Genomic DNA, 17,353 nt, shown 5'->3' with positions numbered 1-17,353 from the left:
TAGGTGGAATCATTAATCATGGAAATTAATCTTGTTTAAGAAAATTGCCTTTTTCATCAAACACAAGGTCCTTACCTTTTACCCCGGCTTCGTACATTAGGGTGCCTTTAGCATCAGTTAGTTTACCGGCCTCAGTTATTTTAACCCCTTTATAATGTTGTTTAACATAAGTGATAACACCAGCTGGTAAATTACTCACCTTTATAGCCACTACCTGTTCAACGAAAGCCCCATCCGGTGTAAACTGTACAGACATATCTTCCCCTGATTTACCACCCCAGTTTGCTTCATAGTTCCCCTTTTCCTTTTCCCAGCTTACGTCGGCAGCAGCGGGATACTTTGCAGTTAACGCCGATTTTACTGTTGCCGGAACAAAGGGGCTTTTTACTCTCTGGGCACTTACAGCAGTGATTGCTGCCACTCCCATTAACATACTTAAGATGATCTTCTTCATATTTATTTGTTTTATTTGTGTTCAATAATAGCTTGCCAATAATTTTAAACAGGGATAAATAGAATTACCTGTAAGTATTGTAATGGATTTGTTACATAAACATCCGGATCAATTCTGGTTTATTTTGGTATTTCACCTGCCAGAAAATCATTTAACTAATTTTAACATTAATTTCTACCTGATTTGTTAAAAATGCAGAGTGGTACTTCAAATACTTTCTGATTATACAACTACGTATTAAGCTATCAATTAATTACAGATGACGGAATAATTCTTTGTCTCAATTAACGGCTTGGCCAAAATCCTGAAACGCTAAAAACAATCAGAAAGGATATTATTTATTGCAGTGGGCTCTTAAAAGAAAGGGTATATATTAACAGCGGCCCATTGCCTGTTTAAGAATGGCGATTATTTACCAATTGCCTTACCGCTTACAAATGCTAATATCTTTTTTGATTCTTCCGGGTATATGGTAATGTGATGTGTTCGTACCAGGTAAGGTATTTCCTTTTTGCCGCCTTTTGATGCAACTGAGATCTCGTTTGATGGTTTTAGCGGCATGTGGCAGTCAATACAATTATTTTTGATCAATGTACCTAACTTAGGGGCCATTTTGCAAAAATTATGATTGGTTTCATTATGACATTTCATGCATTTTTGTGAGTAAGCAACCAGGTCGGCGCTTTCATTTACATGTACGTTATGGCAGGTATTGCAGTCCATATTGCTCATTAAAAAGCATTTGCTTGCCGCCAGCAAACTGTTTTGATTGCCATGAACATCAAGCGTTGCCGGGTTAGGGTCCTGGTACGAAAAGCTTGGTTCTTTAAATTTTGACAGCGTATCGCCCATTTTAAATTTAAATACCGATTCCAGGTAAACATCTTTACCGCCGCCGTGGCATACTGCACAGGCGTCTAGTTTTTGTGCCCTTGTTAACGATGAATATTTAACAATATACTTTCCCTTTTTCTCATCCGGATTAGCCGTATGAAAATTTACATGGTTAGCAGCAGGGCCATGGCACCTTTCGCAATCAATACTATAAACAATTGAACTTTTATTAAACTCGGCTTCCTGCTTTTCCAGGTTGGTAATTGGCAATTGTTCTATGTAACTGCTATGGCACTCAAAACAGCGCTGTATTACAGGCCTGTCAAAATAGGCATGCTCTTTTGGAACATAGCCAGGGCTGTTTGTCCAGCTTTTCAAAGAGGTGAAGTATGAGATTGGCAGCTCAAACAACTGTTTGTCTTTCCAATATAAATATGTTTCTGCCTTTCTGCCGCCAAATGTAATATCAAAACGTTCGGCCCTTACCTGTTTCCCATCTTCATAAGCAACCTGGTATAAGCTGTTGCCGCGCTTTTCCATAATCACTTTTGAGTGCTCGGTAATTGAAAAAACGTTGTGGTAATTATCAAAACTTCCATGTATGTTATGGGCAGATGCCGGTTTGGATGATTGATAATGCGCTGTTTCCAAGTATGCCGTATAAACGGCTTTATGGCACTTTATGCATTTATCCGAACCGGCATAGTTATCCCCCCTGGCATCTGTTTTTTCCGACTGATTTATATATTGGATATAAATGGCAGCAATGGGCACCAAACAAATCAGTATTAAAAAATAAATGCGCTTACTTTTCATTATAGTGTGCCAATGTTATTAATTAGTGCCTGTAATTACCATTTATAAGTTGCAACAGCACCGCCAGGCAGTGTTGTGGTAACAATTTTTGAGTTAAATTTCAGGTTGAATGATTGATCGCCGGTTGATGTATTTATTACGATGAGCACCTTGGAGCCATCAGTATTTTTAAACGCTACGTTCAATAGGGTGTTTTGCTGATCAGAAGCTATCCTTACTGCGCCGGGCCTTACAAATTTTGATGCGTGTGCTATAATATAATAAGCAACATTACGCGTAATTTCAGGGCTTATAGTTACTGCTCCCAAACAGGTACTGCACCCGCCTGCGGTATGCGGGCCGTTATTCGCGTCGGTAGCCAGCACCCATTCCAAAACGTTACGGCTCCAGTTACGGGTTGCTCCAACAATCAGGTTGCTTATGTGCCATGCTAAAGCGCTGCCAAACCGATCGCTTTGGAATGTTGCCTGTTCAGTAAAGTAAATGTTTTTAGCAGGATAGGCATCATGTACTGGCGATAAAGCATTTATAGAGCCCCCATAAAGGTGAAAGGCGGACCCGTCAACAGAAGGATTGGCGGCCGCATCAGCTAAAATTTGAGTCGCATATTCAGGGTGGTCGGCATTATGATCGTAAACAATAATTTTTGTAGTTATTCCGGCAGTTTTAAATGCAGGCCCCAAATTGTTTTTAATGAAAGAGCCTTCATCTGCGGATAGCATCAGCATAGCAGGCGTATTATAAGCATTTAAAGGTTCATTTTGTGGGGTAATGGCATCAATAGTTATCCCTGCGGCCTTCATTCCCTGGATGTATTTTACAAAATAATTTGCATAGGCATCAAAATACGCGGGTTTTAAACTGCCGCCAGTAAAGCTATTACTATCCTTCATCCAGGCCGGGGCACTCCATGGGCAGGCTAAAATTTTAATATTTGGGTTGATAGCTATTATTTTCTGCAGGATGGGGATCAGGTCCGTTTGTTCTTTAGCGAGACTAAAGTTCTGCAAGGAAACATCGCCGGCAACATCATCATAGCTAAAAGTACCTGCACTCATGTCAGACGCACCTATAGTTATACGGATATAGCTGATGCCAATGCTGGTTGAGTCTGTAGCAAATAACTCTCTTAACAATGCAGTTTTCTTTGCATCGCTTAAACTATTAATCAGGTAAGCGCTGCCGCCTGACAGGCAAAAGCCGAAGCCGTCAATTGTTTGATAGGTTTGCGTGGTATCAACATTTATGGTTGTGTTTTGATTTGAACCGGCACTAAAAATCAGCGATACATTTTGTTTGTTCAACAGCTGAAACTGATCAGCAGTGGTAACCCACATTGAAACATCGGTTTTAACCGGGGTAACCGGTTTTATGGGTGGTGGTGTTTCGCCGCCGCCGATGGGCGACTTTTTACTGCATCCAAACCCAAAAGCCAAAAGCCCTGCTATCGTAACCATTAAAGTATATTTCCTGATCTTTTCCATAAGTATTTTTTAAATAAATGAAAACATACCCGGCAGATAATTGCAGGCATAATGATTATGCCTGATTTTTCGACCCGGTGTCAAATTAATTTGTGATGATTTGAAATGTTTTACAGCTAAAGCGCTATAATTAATTGGTGATCATTTTATAATAACGCACATAATCAACCTGCATGGCGGTAGGGAAAATGGAATCGTCAACACCTTGTGAACCACCCCAATCGCCGCCAATAGCCAGGTTTAATAATATATGAAATGGTTTATCAAACGGCCATGTTGCTGAGTTTCCTGTTTTATCATTTAAAAAAGTAAATACCAGCGTATTATCATAATAGCCTTTAATACCATCCGGAGTCCAATCAGCGCGGTAAATGTGGAAATCAGTTTCGGCAGTTGGTATATTTAAAGTGCTTGTTTTAGAGTTTCCGCCAAAGTTGGTTTGATCATGAATACTAAAGTGAACATTATTAGGATCAAAACCCACCATCTCCATAATATCCACCTCGCCAGAGTTTGGCCAGTTACCATAAGCATAATCATTTGGCAACATCCATATTGCAGGCCAGGTTCCTTTGCCAACTGGCAATTTGGCTTTTACTTCAATCCGGCCATAAAGCAAATCGTTTGAAGCTTTTGATACCATGCGCGATGAAGAGTAATTCATTCCGCCAATACTTTCTTTTTTTGCAGTTATGGTTAGTATGCCATTGGTAATACTTGCATTGTTAACTGTATTGGTATAGTATTCCAGCTCATGGTTTCCCCAGCCGCCTCCACCTACGTCATATCCCCATTTATTAGGGTCGGGAGCACCATTTGTATCAAATTCATCTGCCCAGGCTGCTATTGTATCAAAGGTATATACTTTAGGCGTTTGTGTAACCGGCACAAACGGAGGTAATACAGCCTGTTTTTTTGAGCATGATAGCATACCTGATGCTAAACATAGAAATAGTATAAAGTTTGATTTTTTCATAAAGTAATTTTTTTTGTAACAACAGGCTGCTTTAATAAACAGCCTGTTGTTTGTATTATTACTATTAATTAACTCCTCTTAACGTTACGTTGGTAAAAGAAATTCCGGTAAGCCCTGTATCCTGGCCACCGCATTTAATTACCAGGTAATAATTGCCGGTGGTTATAACAGTGAATGGATTGCCACTACCTGAACATGAAAGTGCTGATAGTTTACCATTGAAAGGCGACTTGCCGCATCCCGCAAATGTATTTAAAGAAATTGGTTTAGTACCGGTATTGTAATCCTGCCCGTTAACAGGCTTCTTGGTATCAACCCAAACTTCAAACCAGCTATTGGTAGCGCCGCTGCCCGAAACTACCATATCAACCATGTACTTTTTCCCGGCAGTAAGGTTAAAGGCCTGGTAAATAGCACCGGCTTGATAACCCGTTTCATTAGCAACCATTACGCCTTTACTCGGATCAATTACCATATTATTTCCACTGCCAACAATAAAGTGTGTCCAGTAAGCATCATCACCTGCACCCATTTTACCACCTAAAACCTGATTTCCTGATACAGGGTCGGATGTGGGAACAGTAACAGGAAGCGTTGCTGTTTTTGTAGCGCCCCCAATACCTAATGTAGTTAATGTAATATTGTAAGTTCCTGCATCCGGAATAAACACACTGTCAACAGCGGTTCCGGGGTTTGAACCTCCTCCGTCGCCTAAATCCCATTTTACACCCAGTACACCGGTTTCAACAGCTTTTAATACATAATGATTAGCCTTGCCGGCAACAGGCGTAATAGTAAATGATGCCTGGTTGGTAGGTGTTAACCCGTTTCCATCTCCAAATTTTTCAGGCTTACAGCCAACATATATTCCAATAGCCGATACCCCTAAAATTAGGGCGTAAGCTTTAAATAAATTTAATTTCATTGATTTAAATATTAAATAAGTTTAAATTACAGAGTACCACCATACTCTTTGCTTTGCTTTAATTTGGTGGCATTCAAATCATTAAGCGGAATTGGAAGGATCTCGTTCCTGCCGGCTTTAAAGCCTTTGTATCCAAGTACTGAAGCTGCATCTCCCCAGCGTACAAGGTCAAACCAGCGATGGCCTTCGGCAGCAAGTTCAGCACGCCTCTCATTTTTAAGTACGGGCATTGTTGCTGCAAGCGCATGTGTTTTACCATCATTATACGCACGGGTATGTACAGCTGTCATCAAAGCAGCGGCACGGGTTAAATCTCCATTAGCCATAATAAGCGCTTCGGCTTCCATTAAATAGGTATCAGCTAATCGGATTTCATATATGTTTTGCGGATAGTTTAATTCAGGAGCACCGCCACCTGTAGTTTTGTCAGCAAGATGACCCGCAAATTTTCCAACAAAAAACCCTGTATTAGCATAACCAGCAGAATAATCAGCTATCCCATTTGCTTTAAGGCTGTCTAAATTGGCAACAGTTGCTTTATTGCGCGGGTCAAAATGTATAAAATCAAAGAATTCTTTTGTGAATGGAATGAAGCTGTAACCTGAGATATAATCAGGAGCAGCAGCAGTTTTGGGGTTATATCCTCTCGGGCCTACCAATATGTTTAAAAGATTTCCTTCAGTACATGCAGCGCAACTCCAGCTACCTCCTGATTTTGATGAATGCCCTACTTCAAGTATGGATTCAGCATTGAATTTATTGGAAACCTTCCACAGATCAGCAAAATTAGCAAGCAATTGATAACCATAAGTAGAATTTGGCTGACCAGGTGTACCATTAACAATGGCAAATTGTGCAGCAGCTTCAGTATACTTTTTATCAAAAAGATATACTTTGCCCAACAGCGCGTGTACGGCACCCATGGTTAACCGGCCGCCATCTGCTGTAACATCAACTTTGTCAGGGATGCTTTTTGAGTCAATTACAGCTTTCAGATCTGACTCTATCTGGCTATACACTGTTGCCGGAGGCACCTGTAAAACATTGTCTATCTGATCTGAAGCAACTTCGGTTAATATTAACGGAATGTTTTTGAAAAGGCGAACCAGGTCAAAATAAAAGTAGGCGCGCAGTGCGGTAGTTTCGTCAGCATACCTCTTCTTTAACCCCGCATCCATAGGTACTCCCGGCAACTTTGATAAAAGCACATTAGCACGAAAGATCCCTTGATAACTCCCCTGCCATAAGGCACTTGATGGGCCTTGTGTTTCATTAAGGGTATAATTATTAAATACCTGCAAATCGGTAATATCGCCTGCGCCACCGCCACCGGCTACATGATCATCACAACCGGCATCCATCGCATCTTCCTTTGTTAAAAGGCCACCACTTTGATAACCAACAATATCGTAAACAGCTACCAGGCCGGTAAAGGCTTCAGCTTGATTACGGTAATATTGTGATTCAAGATTTGTCCCCTTTGGATTTACCGTCAGGAAACTTTTTTTACATGCCGGGGCAATCAGAAGCCCAACAGCACAAATTGATAAATATTTTAAATACTTTTTCATGTTCTTATATATTAAATACCTACACTTAAACCAAGTATGAATGTACGGGCCTGCGGATAAAAGCCCTGGTCAATGCTTCCGGCGATATCCGGGTCATAGCCGGTATATTTCGTAAACGTTATTAAATTTTCTCCGGTTGCGTAAACCCGCACTCTTTGTAATCCTAATTTCTTCACTAAATCCTTTGTAAGGGTATACCCTAACTGCAATGTTTTGATCCGGAAATAAGTGCCACTCTGCAGGAAGAAGCTGGAGTTACGTTCAAAATTCTTGTTAACATCATCATCAGTTAAACGCGGCCAAAAAGTTGATGTTCCCGGTCCGGTCCATCTTCCTAAGGCAGCTGTAGTATAGTTGGCAGTAAGAATATCCAGGCGGTGTAGCCCCTGGAATATTTTATTTCCGGCCTGGCCCTGTCCAAATATCACAATGTCAAAATTTTTGTATGCCGCAGTAAAGGTTAAGCCATACTGCCAGGAAGGCAATGAGTTACCTATATATTTACGGTCCTTATCATCTATAGTTCCATTACCATCTAAATCGGCCCATTTAAAATCACCTGGCTTAGCGTTAGGCTGTATTCTTTGCCCGGTTTTTGGCGAAATGTAACTGTCAATTTCAGCCTGGGTTTGGAATATTCCAAGGTTATCATAGCCATAAAAAGAGCCGTAGGCTTGTCCCACTGTTGAACGGGTTACACCGCCCTCAACATTTTGAACGCCTGTTCCGTCTAAATAAAGCTGTCCCGGAGCTAAACGGGTAACCCTGTTTTTAAGGTGAGATATGTTTCCATCAAAACCAATGTTAAAATCACCAACTTTTTTGTGATAACCCAATGTCAGTTCTTCGCCTGTATTTTCCATATCGCCAACATTGGCATAAGGGTTGTTGATCGCACCTACATAATATGGAATGTTGACTGCTTGAAGGATGCCGGTTGTTTTTTTCTTATACCATTCAAGTGTTAAATTAAAATCATGAAATAAAACCGCATCTAAACCTATATTAGTTTGTGAAGTTTGTTCCCATTTCAAATTGGGATTTGATGGCGCATCCGGGCTATAACCGCTAATATAGGTATCATTTGTGCCGAAACTGTAGTTTCTGCCGCCACTAACTGTTGAAAGGAATGCGTTATCGCGAAGCGCGTCATTACCTACAACACCGTAACCCCCACGAAGCTTTAGGAAGTCTACAACATTATTTTGTGGCCAGAAGGCTTCTTTTGTGGGTACCCATCCTAATGATACGGATGGAAATGTTCCATATTTATGGTTTTCTCCAAAGCGTGATGAACCATCTCTTCTGATCACAGCCTGAAGGATGTACTTTTCATCATAATCATAATTTAAGCGTGCGAATAATGAACTGATATGATGTGCCTGCCCTTCACTTCCATAACCTATTCTTTGGACGGCCGGAATATTGTAATTTAATGAAGCATCTTTAAAGGTAGTTACAGGTAAATTGTAGTATGTTACGCCTGATTGCACGTTGGCTGCGTCAATATATGATCCTTGCCCCAACAGCGCGTTAGCATGATGTTTACCAAAGCTGTGTGTGTAGGATGCCGTGTTTTCAATATTCCAGTTAAAAACACGGGTCATATCACGGTTATAGTTATTTTGAGTGGTAAAGGTTGATGCATTAAGATAAGAAACCGGCGTAAAGCTTTCATCGCCGTAGAATGCCATTTTAGTACCAAGAGTTGACTTTATAGCCAGCCCTTTTATTGGATTAACTTCTAAGTAAGCGTTACCAACTATATTGTGGGCCCAACTGTAATTTCCCAACCGGGTTTGGATGTATGCCAACGGGTTGGTAATTTCCTGCCCTACCAATGATGGGGCGCTTGATATACCATAAGGAAACCCTTGCGCATTTACAATAGCTGTTGGATGAGCTGCTAATAAAGCGGTGGCAGCGGTAGGGTCGGTTATTACGGCAGGAGTAGTAGGATCAAGATTGATGGCAGAACTTAAAGGTCCACCAAATACGCTATTGGTATTACCCAGGCCAATTGATTTGTTGTAGGTATAGCCAATATTTTCTCCAAAATTCACATATTTTGATGGTTTATAGGTTTGGTTCGTTCTGAAATTTACCCTTTTATATTTCGAAATTGGGGAGGCAACAATACCGTTTTGATCTAAATAACCAAAAGAAGTATAATATGTTGATTTTTCGTTACCTCCGGAGAAACTTAATTCCTGGTTTGTTTCTTTCGCACTATTATTAAAGATCAGAGATTGCCAGTCGGTACCCTTTCCTAATGATGAGGGATTAGGAAATAGTATTCCATTTCCTTTTGCCCCAGCCACCACACTTGATTCGTTTCTTAATGTTGCATATTGTGTTGCATCCAGCAGATCTAATTTTCTGGCAGGTGCAGATGTGCCAACATAACCCGAATAATTGATCTGCATTTTACCGGCTTTACCTTTTTTGGTGGTAACCAGGATAACGCCTGCAGCAGCCCGCGTACCGTAAATAGCTGATGAAGCGGCATCCTTTAATACCTCGATCGATTCAATATCCGACTGATTCAGGTAGCCAATACCGCCATTATCAACCACCACACCGTCAACAACCCACAACGGATCATTATTGTTAAATGTAGTTACACCCCTTACTCGTACTGTAGACCCATCACCCGGCTGCCCGTCATTTGTAGTGACTGTAAGACCTGAGGTTCTGCCCTGTAATATTTGTTCAATACGGGTAACTGGCTGATCTTCAAACTCTCTAGCGGTAACTCCTGAGATAGAACCTGTTGTAACACTTTTCTTTTGTGTACCGTAACCAACTACCACCACTTCGTTAATCCCCTTAACGTCTTCAATAAGTGTAACGGTAATTGGCATTTGTAAGCTTGCCGGTACTTCCTGGCTTGTGTAACCAACAAAAGCTATAACCAAAACAGAATTTGAGCTGCTTACATTTAATTTAAATGTACCATCGCTATTTGTGGTAATACCATTGGTAGTGCCTTTTTCAAGAACTGTTGCACCCGGTATTGGTAAGCCTTTTTCATCAATAACCTTACCTGATACGGGGATAGTTATTGCAGCATTGCTTATACCATCGGCTTTATCAACCGTAGCTGCTGTTGAATTTGAAGGCTCGGTTAGATCAGTTGATTTTCCAAGAACTATCCTGTTTTTCAATACCTCGTAATCAATGCCATTATTTTTAAAAAGCTGATCGAGTACGGTTTTAAGAGATTGATTAGTGAAATTTGCTGAGATCTTTTGCGAAACATTAATAGCGTTTTTACTGTAAATAAATTTTACGTTATTATTTTTTCGCAAATAGTTTACTGCGTCCAGCAGCGTAACATTGTTTAATGACATATTTACCGTCTTGTCAAGAACGTCCTGGGCCTTCAATGGGCTTGAATAAGCTATGCCGCTTAACATCAAGGCTATCAGGATCTGACTAAATGTAATCTTCATGATTTTAAACCAGGGAATAGGGCTTCGTAAACGAAATTTCATATATTTGTTTATGTTTCTTTGTTAAAAATGAGACAATTAAAGCCCCTTCACCATTAGTTTGGTGTTCTCCACGCGGGGCCGACTTTGACTTAGAAGTGCTCGTAACACTTCTAAGTTTTTTTATGCTGATGCCATGCACCAGGTTGGTTGGATTTTATAGGTTTATGTTTGCAATTTTTCTTTCATCTGCTTATTTATTAGGTTAGCTAATTGGTTTATTCTAATTCTATGTCGGTTTCATAGTCCCCCAGTTCATAATTTACATTCAGGGACTTTTTTAATGCTTGCAATACATCGGGTAAATTAAAACCAGCCATATCGGCATTCAGGATATAATGATTTAATTTCTCGCTCCTCACCTTTATATGGACATGAAATGTTGAGTTAAGCACCGGGATTATTTCTCCAAGTGGCTTATTATCAAAAAACAGGTTTACGCGTTTCCAGATCTGAAGCGTGGCATCATTTTCTACAGTTTCGGGCTTTAAAATGTGCTGATCAATTAAATAGATGGCTTTTTGATGGGGATAAAGCATCACCTCGCCTTTTTCAAGCTTTAATGAAGGCTGGTCGATGTTATGAGCGGTTTTAATACTTACCGAAACCTTGCCGGTAAGTACTGAAACTTCTGCAGTATTACTTTGGTCATTATCACGAACAAAAAAACTGGTACCCCAAACCTTTGTAATAATGGAGCGACTGTTGATTATAAAAGGACATTTTGGATTTTTGGTTACTTCAAAAAAACATTCGCCCGATATAGAGACAATCCTTGATTTTGAATCAAAGGTCTTTGGAAATGTTAACTGCGAACGCGGGTTTAGCCAAACAGAACTGTTATCAGGAAGTTTTGCTTTATAGATCTGATCGGAGTTATTGGTAATAGACTCCATTTGCTGCTGCGAAGCATCGTCAGCAGCCATTTGCATTGTTCTTATTTGATTATGCTGATACAGCACTAATGCTCCAATTGCTACAATTATTGCAGCTGCACTTGCAATGGCAGGCCACCTGCGCACCAGCCAATTAGATCTTTCTGAAGGGGATTCTTCTTCCTCATCTTCAGATTCACCTGTATTATGGAGGATGTGGTTATAGATCCGTTCTTTAAGCTCATTTTCTTCAAACAAGCTTATGCCCGAAATATGGTCATGCTCTTGTTCAAAGGACTGATACCATTCTTTAACCAATGCTATTTCAGCCTCCGTACAATTGCCATCAATATACTTCTCCAGCAATTCAGCTAGTTTAGATCCTTCCATGAAAAGAAAATAATTGGGTTTATATAATACTTAACGTTTAACTGAGGCGTATCCCCTAAGCCCGGATAAAATAATTCTTAAAAAATTATTTATAGATGAAAATGATGAGGATGAAAAGGTAGTGGCTTAAACCGATACGGAGTTTTCTCAGCGCATTGGTTAAATGATTTTCAACCGTTTTTTCTGAGATGCCGAGGTGCAGCGCTATTTCTTTATTGGTTTTATGTTCATTGCGGCTTAATTCATATACCGATCGGCATTTGTCTGGCAATTGGCTTACCTCCGCTTCAATAGAATAAGCCAGGTCCTTCAGCATTATTGCATCCTCGGTTGAATTATCGGCCTCCGAATGAACAACCTTAAAAGCCTCCCTGTATTTTACCCTTACCAGTTCTTTACGGTACTGGTCAATTACACGGTTAACAATTGCCGAATGCATGTAGCCAGAAACAGTGGTTATTTGTAGTGATTCTCTTTTTAACCAAAAGTTAGTAAATATTTCCTGTACAATTTCTTCTGCCAGCTCTTTGCTTTTTAAGCGTTTATAAGCATTGCTGTAAAGTTTTTTCCAATAACGGCCATACAACTCTTTAAACGCACTAAGCTTATCCTGCTTTATTAGTAAAAGAAGGTCCTCATCAGAAAGTTCAGTAAAATCACTCATTGGCAATAATGGGATGTTAATGTTATATTTAATATAGCATTAACCAATTAACAAAACTCAAAAAAAATTGGCTAACTAACAAGTTTTTAAATACAATACTTAAAAAGTTATGGTTATTTAAGGTGAATTTAAGCACTACATATCCACTACACGGGTTCAAATTTGCTGCCAAAGAATAAATTCCCGTTTGTATCTGCTTTGCTTTTTTACCAGACGGATACCTATGCCATAATACTGAAAACGGAGTGACAACCATTCTGCATCATCTGAAAAGCCATCGGTTCGGCCTTAAGTTCACCACTAAATAAAGCCTGGTTTTAGCCATATTTTGTTTATGCCGGACCTTGGCCCTTCAATGCATATTTTACATAAATATGATAACAAAAGCATTCGCTCTTTCGTATAACAGCCGGTTTATAAGGAATAAATATTCTACTATAAACAAACGGGTTAGTTGTTAAGAAATTTACTATTAAAATCAAATCGACAGCAATTTATGAGAGGGAATGAAATTTTCGGTGTACAGGATGATGGGAAAACAGCGGGGTTGTGCAGTTATTTTTTTGTTTTAGGGTGGTCGGTATCTTATTTTGGATATCATCAAACCGAGAAAACAAGCTTAAGCAGTTTTCAATTGAGGCAAACTCTTCTTTTATATATTACTTATATCTCAATAAGATATGGAGTGCTTTTATTTTTAGATAGGATGGGATTATTAGAAGGCATATTCTCATCTTTTAATGTTATTGTTTTTGTAAACGCATTATTTATCCTTCTTTGGATAATTGGTTTAACTGGTGCCAGAAACGGAGAAGAAAAGCCTATACCCGTTTTGGGAAAACTAGCCCAAAATATATTTCCTGCCATTTAATAAAAATAGTTTAATGTTGATATTTATATAAAGCTTCCGGATTAATTTCCGGGAGCTTTTTTGCTTAAGTTTTGGTTATATCTTTATTATATCACCCAGTAATAGTAAAAATTAAAAGGGAGAAATAACCTTTTATGATCGTCTCTTAATTCTGACATTAACAATACATTAAAAGACGGCTGCACATTTTTAATTACATAAGTGCAATTGTATATTTGTTATCAGGAATCGCTCCGGTTCCTGGTAATTCCTCACTAACAAAAAAACACTACTATGATTGAAACTAAAGCATATGCTGCTCAGGATGAACATACTGACCTGGCACCCTGGACCTTTGAGCGCCGCGAAGTAGGGCCACACGATGTACAATTTGATATTTTATTTTGCGGTGTTTGCCATTCAGACCTGCACCAGATTAAAAACGACTGGTTCCCGGGGATCTTCCCAATGGTTCCGGGGCATGAAATTGTTGGCCGCGTAATTAAGGTTGGCGATCATGTAAAGAATTTCAAAGTTGGCGACCTTGCCGGAACCGGCTGCCTGGTTGACTCATGCCGCGTATGTGAGAACTGCAAGCAGGATTTAGAACAATACTGTTTAAATGGCAGTTCGCAAACGTATAACGGGTTGGAGCAGGATCACAAAACACCAACTTATGGCGGTTATTCAAACACCATTGTGGTTAATGAAGATTTTGTGCTGCATATTTCAGATAAACTGGACCTGGCTGCAACGGCGCCTTTACTTTGTGCTGGTATTACTACCTACTCGCCGTTAAGACACTGGAAGGTTGGTAAGGGCCATAAGCTGGCAGTACTTGGTCTTGGCGGCCTTGGCCACATGGCTGTTAAATTTGGTGTTGCGTTTGGCGCCGAAGTAACGGTATTAAGTACCTCGCCTAAAAAAGAGGAAGACGCTAAAAAGTTAGGGGCACACCACTTTGTAGTTACTACTGATCCTGAACAAGTAAAAGCAGCAAAGGGAACGTTTGATTTTATACTTGATACCGTTTCAGCCGAGCATGATTTTAATATGTATTTATCATTATTAAGAACAAACGGGGTACACATTTGCGTTGGCGTTCCGCCTAAGCCTGCTGAAGTAGCTGCATTTAGCTTACTTGCCGGTCGTAAGAGTCTTGCAGGATCAGGTATTGGCGGATTAGCCGAGACCCAGGAAATGCTGGATTTTTGTGCCGAACATAATATCGTATCAGATATTGAAATTATCGATATAAAAGATATCACACCATCATACAAGCGCATGGAAAAAGGCGATGTAAGGTATAGGTTTGTTATTGATATGGCTACGTTATAATCGAAAAGGTATAATAATGCTCAAAAAGGCATTTGCATTTATTTGCAGATGCCTTTTTTGTTAGCTTTAATACCAAATTCACATTACAATTTGCAGGATTCACATTGCTGAAAAATATTAAAAATGAGCAGCAGATATTTGATCATAAATAAAAAGATATGAAAAAGATCAGCCTGCTCTTATTACTACTCATCGCGTTAGCAAAGCCAACTAAAGCGCAATTTAATTACAGCTTGTACTCGCAAAGCTATCCGAATGGCACAACCGATAAAGCTTCCAACCTGGGGATAATTACTGCGGTATATGAAACCAATGATTCTTTTTGGATAATGAACCCGGGCGACGGCCTTTTTACCTCGTTATCCCATTCTGCTGCCTTTCAAAAAGGCAGGCCACACAATTTTACAGCAATTACAACATTTGATACAGCAAAGGCTCAATTTCTGTTACATGGTGTAAATAAAACCAACGCCCCAGAGTATGAGTTCAGGGTAACGGACGGTGATAACAAAGTAATTGAGCCATGGGGCGCTATCACAAAATTTACTGACTACAGCGTAGGGGCGGTTTCCGGAATGCCGCAAATGGCCTACCTGGGTGGTTATAGAACGAGTATAGGAAATAAGGTGATAATTGATGTGAGGAAAAAGGGAAGCGATAAAATAGTAGCCACTTCTGTTGTTGCATGGCCGGCCATAAAACCTGTTGTAGGCGAAATTTATACCGCTAATGAATTGGATTTGTTTTTTAAAAGACTTAGCCGGCCATGGTCATACAGGGCAACTGATGAAGAGATAGGGAGATGGAAGAAACACTATACGGTTGATCAGCTTGATCCGCAGACTTTAAGACCTAAAAAGTTGATACTTGAGCCAACCGATAATAACCTTATATTTTATTTGCTGGCTGATATTTATAACAGAAAGCAAGTGGAGTACCAGCTTGAAAAAAATGGAGAAGTTTTTATTCCCTGGAAGGTAAATGACTTTGACAACCAGTTTGTGTGGCTCAAAAACCTTACGCCGGGTCAATATTTGTTAAAAATGCGCTATAATGTACAGCGCCAAAATGTAACAAGTTACCCTTTTGAAGTTAAAACACCCTGGTATCAATCAACTTTGTTTAAAATTATCGCGGGTATTTTAATATGTGCTTTTATGGGGTTTATCCTGTTTTTAATAATGCATATTAAACAAAAGCAGAAGGCCGACAGGGAATTGGCGAAGAAAACAAAGCTGCAATTGGAGCTTAAAAGTATTTACGCCCAGCTTAACCCGCATTTTATTTTTAATGCGTTAAGCTCCATACAGGGGCTTATAAATAAGCAGGATATAAAAGGAGCTAACATATACCTGTCTGATTTTGCTAAACTAATGCGCGAATCATTAAATAACAGTAATAAGGATCAAACATCACTGGATAAGGAAATACTAACTTTAGAGACCTATTTAAAGCTGGAACAATTGCGGTTTGGGTTTAAGTATGAAATACACATAGATAAAGAGATCAATATTTATGAAACAGAAATCCCATCATTATTATTACAGCCGATGGTTGAAAATGCGGTTAAGCATGGGGTTTCTGCTTTGCAGGAGAAGGGGTTGGTTTCCATTGGTTTTGCAAAGCAACAGAACAATATGGCAGTAACAATAAAAGATAACGGCGAAGGTTTTTTAGCGAATGTAAACAGCAAAGGTTTTGGATTAAAGCTTACGCAGGACAGGATAAAATTGCTGAATGAGTTTACAAAAGATCAGCCTGTAACATTCGAAGTAAAAAAGAACGTTCCAACAGGAGCCAAAATAGAGCTCACCTTTAAAAATTGGTTTTTATGAGCATTAAGGCGGTTTTAATAGATGACGAAAGGCATAATTTAAACAACCTGCAGGAGTTGCTGAATGCTTATTGCCCGCAAATAACCGTGTGTGATACGGCCTTGAGTGCTGATGATGGTACATCCATTATACTAAAACAGCAGCCTGACATTGTTTTTTTAGATATCCAGATGCCTAATAAAACCGGCTTTGATTTATTACGTGGACTAAGCAATTATGATTTTGAAGTAATATTTGTTACCGCTTTTGACAACTACGCTATACAGGCCATGCGCTTTGCTGCTATTGATTATTTACTAAAACCGATTGATATTAATGAACTACAATCGGCAGTTGACAGAGCGGTTAAGAAATGCCGGCTTAAGGTGCAGAACCAGCAGCTTGAAAACCTGATCCATTTATTAAAAAGTCAGCAGAATAAAGAAGATCAGCGTATTGCGCTTACCACACTTAAGGAAACAAGGTTTATAAAAACAAATGAAATAATCAGGTGCGAATCGTCAAACAATTACAGCACTTTCTTTTTGCAGGATGGCGAGGAGCTTTTGGTTAGCAAGCCGATTTATGAGTATGAAGAGATCCTGAAAGATTACGGTTTTATCCGCTGCCATCAGTCGCACCTGGTAAATAAAAAGTTTGTAAAAAGCTGGAAAAAGGAATACGGCGACCATTTATTATTATTTAACGGCACGGAAATACCAGTGTCAAGAAATAAAAAGGATGACGTAAAAAAAGCGCTTGATACAGGATAATTCCACTCTCTTTTCCTCCTATCTAATTAAAATAAGAATTACCTAACGGAATTAACCTTAAAATTATTCCGAACGAGCAACCTATTGCCAAAATA

Annotated in this window: 13 protein-coding genes; 4 read left to right on the top strand and 9 right to left on the bottom strand. The window is 39.5% G+C overall.

The genetic code is table 11. The features are described 5' to 3' along the window. Nucleotides 1–25: 25 nt before the first annotated feature. The 9 genes from BUE31_RS23770 to BUE31_RS23730 all read right to left on the bottom strand — a co-directional run bounded on the left by BUE31_RS23770 (nt 26) and on the right by BUE31_RS23730 (nt 12,483). The gene (locus BUE31_RS23770) at nt 26–454 is read right to left on the bottom strand and encodes a PepSY-like domain-containing protein (protein ID WP_073406346.1); all 429 of its coding nucleotides are present in this window, start codon (nt 452–454) and stop codon (nt 26–28) included. A gap of 408 nt (nt 455–862) precedes the next feature. Beyond that, nucleotides 863–2,104, bottom strand: coding sequence for a multiheme c-type cytochrome (locus BUE31_RS23765; RefSeq protein WP_073406345.1), 1,242 nt, complete (start codon nt 2,102–2,104; stop codon nt 863–865). Between the two features lie 35 nt (nt 2,105–2,139). Further along, the gene (locus BUE31_RS23760) at nt 2,140–3,588 is read right to left on the bottom strand and encodes a glycoside hydrolase family 30 protein (RefSeq protein ID WP_073406344.1); all 1,449 of its coding nucleotides are present in this window, start codon (nt 3,586–3,588) and stop codon (nt 2,140–2,142) included. Nucleotides 3,589–3,718: 130 nt separating this feature from the next. Next, nucleotides 3,719–4,564, bottom strand: coding sequence for a glycoside hydrolase family 16 protein (locus tag BUE31_RS23755; RefSeq protein ID WP_073406343.1), 846 nt, complete (start codon nt 4,562–4,564; stop codon nt 3,719–3,721). Nucleotides 4,565–4,628: 64 nt separating this feature from the next. Next, nucleotides 4,629–5,489, bottom strand: a complete 861-nt coding sequence (locus tag BUE31_RS23750) for a PKD domain-containing protein (RefSeq protein ID WP_073406342.1) — start codon at nt 5,487–5,489, stop codon at nt 4,629–4,631. A gap of 26 nt (nt 5,490–5,515) precedes the next feature. Further along, on the bottom strand, nt 5,516–7,060 hold the full coding sequence (locus BUE31_RS23745) for a RagB/SusD family nutrient uptake outer membrane protein (protein WP_073406341.1): 1,545 nt from the start codon (nt 7,058–7,060) through the stop codon (nt 5,516–5,518). Nucleotides 7,061–7,071: 11 nt separating this feature from the next. Further along, nucleotides 7,072–10,515 carry a TonB-dependent receptor gene (locus BUE31_RS23740; protein ID WP_073406340.1) on the bottom strand — a complete coding sequence of 1,148 codons (3,444 nt, stop codon included), beginning with the start codon at nt 10,513–10,515 and terminating at the stop codon, nt 7,072–7,074. Between the two features lie 257 nt (nt 10,516–10,772). Continuing rightward, a complete protein-coding gene (locus BUE31_RS23735; RefSeq protein ID WP_073406339.1) occupies nt 10,773–11,819 on the bottom strand; it encodes a FecR family protein in 1,047 nt (348 codons plus the stop codon). An 85-nt stretch (nt 11,820–11,904) separates the two neighbouring features. Continuing rightward, a complete protein-coding gene (locus BUE31_RS23730) occupies nt 11,905–12,483 on the bottom strand; it encodes an RNA polymerase sigma-70 factor (protein WP_073406338.1) in 579 nt (192 codons plus the stop codon). A gap of 496 nt (nt 12,484–12,979) precedes the next feature. On the opposite strand from BUE31_RS23730, the gene BUE31_RS23725 reads away from it, so the two are divergent. The 4 genes from BUE31_RS23725 (at nt 12,980) to BUE31_RS23710 (ending at nt 17,258) form a co-directional block, all read left to right on the top strand. Next, a complete protein-coding gene (locus tag BUE31_RS23725) occupies nt 12,980–13,354 on the top strand; it encodes a hypothetical protein (RefSeq protein WP_073406337.1) in 375 nt (124 codons plus the stop codon). A gap of 273 nt (nt 13,355–13,627) precedes the next feature. Beyond that, entirely contained in the window at nt 13,628–14,671 is a 1,044-nt protein-coding gene (locus BUE31_RS23720) for an NAD(P)-dependent alcohol dehydrogenase (protein WP_073406336.1), read from the top strand. A 158-nt stretch (nt 14,672–14,829) separates the two neighbouring features. After that, nucleotides 14,830–16,506 carry a sensor histidine kinase gene (locus BUE31_RS23715; RefSeq protein ID WP_073406335.1) on the top strand — a complete coding sequence of 559 codons (1,677 nt, stop codon included), beginning with the start codon at nt 14,830–14,832 and terminating at the stop codon, nt 16,504–16,506. Continuing rightward, complete coding sequence (locus tag BUE31_RS23710; RefSeq protein ID WP_073406334.1) at nt 16,503–17,258, top strand: LytR/AlgR family response regulator transcription factor; 756 nt, start codon at nt 16,503–16,505, stop codon at nt 17,256–17,258. The genes BUE31_RS23715 and BUE31_RS23710 overlap by 4 nt, the downstream gene beginning before the upstream one ends. The last annotated feature ends 95 nt before the right edge of the window (nt 17,259–17,353 follow it).

It is taken from the genome of Mucilaginibacter sp. OK098, from assembly GCF_900142915.1.
Classification (GTDB): Bacteria; Bacteroidota; Bacteroidia; order Sphingobacteriales; family Sphingobacteriaceae; genus Mucilaginibacter.
The sequence above is the reverse complement of the archived record's forward strand: the minus strand, read 5'-3'. Positions and strand labels throughout refer to the sequence as shown.